Below are 2562 nucleotides of genomic sequence, written 5' to 3'. Positions count from 1 at the left end.
TCCAAGAGGATATATATATCACTTATTAAGTTTACACAAAATTTTTTACAGTCTCGAATCTCTTATTCCTTTATATACGCCGATGATTTCTTCGCCTGGTATAAGTAAGTGAGATAGAGTAGAGCTTACGTCATTTTCTTTTGCTTGTTTTAGTTTAAATAGTGATCCGTTTTGAAAATCAATCATTTGTAGTCCTCATTTCCTGTTTATTATTTATTAAAAAGCATTGAGCTAATTAATTATAATAACATCATAACATATTAACAAGTAGAAATTTGGTTTTTATAGTTGTAATATTTTCCGATAAATTTAAAGTATGGAACATTTGTAACATATCGAATGATAGTGTAATTTGAATATTAATAGTGTAAATAGTATTTCCGCCTACTGATTTAGAAAAAAGCAGTAGATTTGTTATAAAATACCATAATATATCGCATAATAATACCGTTATTGTAATCAAAATTGTAATTTAATGATTGTTATAATCTTAGGCAATTACGATAGGAAGCGATATTTATATGAAAAACAAATCTATATTAATTTTAACACTTCTAAGTCTGACTATTCTGTTATCAGGTTGTGATAAAGAAAAGTCAGAACAGTATCTGTACTACGAGCAACCAGCTTACATGGTTGACGGTACAATGACAACCGACTTCATAGATGATACGGTACAAGCGATAAATTTGATCCCTAGAATAGTTTTAAGCAACTTTTTAAATGAAGGTTGGCAATTTATTATCTGTAATACAGAAAAGAATTATTGCGGACTTACAGACGTTAATAACAAGGTTATATACATCTATTACAAAGAGTGTGATACAACTACAATTGCTGATACTGTAATGCATGAGATTGGACATTATGTAGATTACTCACAAGGATTTATAAGTAAGACAAAAGAATTTGATAGACTATATAACATGAAACAATATAAAGATACACAAAGAAATGACAACTATTGCTATAAAAATAATCAAGAATTATTTGCAACATTATATCGAGATTATATTTTATATAACAATCATCTCAAGTATTATTATAAGTATTACCAATATATATATGACGTGAATTGTATATATATTGGTAATAAAAACAAGAAATTGAAGGTTTATAAGAACCGGTTTTAGATGTAAAGGTGAGAGTGATTATGTCAAATTAGAAGAATATGATCGCAAATAAAATAGGAGCCAATCGGAATTGGCTCCTATAAAAGGGGAGGTTTATGAAAAAAAATCTATGTAAAAAGGTTTTAGCTTCCTTCGGTGTAATAATAATAACAGTAAAATGTGTAGTAACTATGGAATGTTAATGAAAATTATGTGAACGTTTTGAGAATTCTGAGCTGAAAGGCTATTTTTATAATTAATGAAACCTGGAAACAGGAATATATCAATATTACTTAACATATTGCACTTGATTTATGTGTCCCCTAAGAGTATTATTATTTAATAACCCCCTATGGGGGATATAGGAGGGAATTATGGAACATCATCATGAAAATAGTAAAGCAGTTATTAATAGACTATCAAGAGTAATTGGTCAATTAGAACTAGTTAAAAGAATGGTTTCAGAGGATAGAGATTGCAGTGAAGTATTAATTCAATTAGCATCAGCTAAATCTCAAGTTAATAATGTGGGAAAATTAATTTTAAAAGATCATATAAATCATTGTGTGGTTCATGCAATTGAAACGGAAGATCAAAAGGTACTAGATGACTTATCTATAGCAATTGATAAATTTATGAAATGAGGGGTAAGTCATGAATAATAAACGAAAGACAGCAGTATTTTACGCAATATTAGCAGCAGTATTGTATGCGATAAATTCACCATTTTCAAAACTTTTATTAAAGGAAATACCTTCAACAATCATGGCGGCATTTTTATATCTAGGAGCAGGGATTGGACTTGTTTTAGTAGGTCTGGTGCAAAAAAGATTGTTAACAAAACCGAAAGAATTACCACTAACAAAAAAAGAACTTCCATATACAATAGGAATGGTTCTATTAGATATAGCTGCACCGATACTATTAATGATTGGATTGACAATGACAACAGCTGCTAATGCATCATTACTAAATAACTTTGAAATAGTTGCAACATCAATAATTGCATTATGTATCTATAAAGAAAAAATAACGAATAGGCTATGGTTTGCAATAGTACTTGTTACAATTTCTAGTATGATACTTTCTATTCAAGACCTTAGTAGTTTTTCTTTTTCTATTGGTTCAATATTTGTTTTATTGGCGTGTATTTGCTGGGGTTTTGAGAATAACTGTACAAGGAAGTTATCAAGTAAGGACCCTTTGCAAATTGTTGTGATTAAAGGGTTCTTTTCTGGATTTGGATCATTAATAATTGCGTTGATATTAGGTGAGAGAGTTACTAATATTTTATATATTATCTTTGCACTAATCTTAGGTTTTGTGGCATATGGATTAAGTATTTTCTTCTATATCTATGCACAAAGAGAACTCGGTGCTGCTAAAACAAGTACATACTATGCCATAGCACCTTTTGCTGGTTCATTTTTATCACTTAATATTTTTAGAG

Annotated in this window: 3 protein-coding genes; all 3 read left to right on the top strand. The window is 29.1% G+C overall.

Going from position 1 to position 2562, the window contains the following annotated elements; genetic code table 11:
* Nucleotides 1-521 precede the first annotated feature (521 nt).
* Entirely contained in the window at nt 522-1133 is a 612-nt protein-coding gene (locus tag ACW2QF_RS19425) for a hypothetical protein (protein WP_455717667.1), read from the top strand.
* Nucleotides 1134-1486: 353 nt separating this feature from the next.
* On the top strand, nt 1487-1756 hold the full coding sequence (locus ACW2QF_RS19420) for a metal-sensing transcriptional repressor (protein ID WP_455717666.1): 270 nt from the start codon (nt 1487-1489) through the stop codon (nt 1754-1756).
* Between the two features lie 10 nt (nt 1757-1766).
* Nucleotides 1767-2562 (top strand): DMT family transporter (locus tag ACW2QF_RS19415; RefSeq protein ID WP_455717665.1); only part of this gene is annotated, 796 nt, incomplete at its 3' end.

The sequence above is a fragment of the Anaerosporobacter sp. genome (assembly GCF_965301125.1).
The sequence above is the reverse complement of the archived record's forward strand: the minus strand, read 5'-3'. Positions and strand labels throughout refer to the sequence as shown.

Coding starts and splice junctions, on each gene's coding strand:
- ACW2QF_RS19425 (WP_455717667.1), top strand. CDS start 522: ATGAAAAACAAATCTATATTAATTTTAACACTTCTAAGTCTGACTATT.
- ACW2QF_RS19420 (WP_455717666.1), top strand. CDS start 1,487: ATGGAACATCATCATGAAAATAGTAAAGCAGTTATTAATAGACTATCA.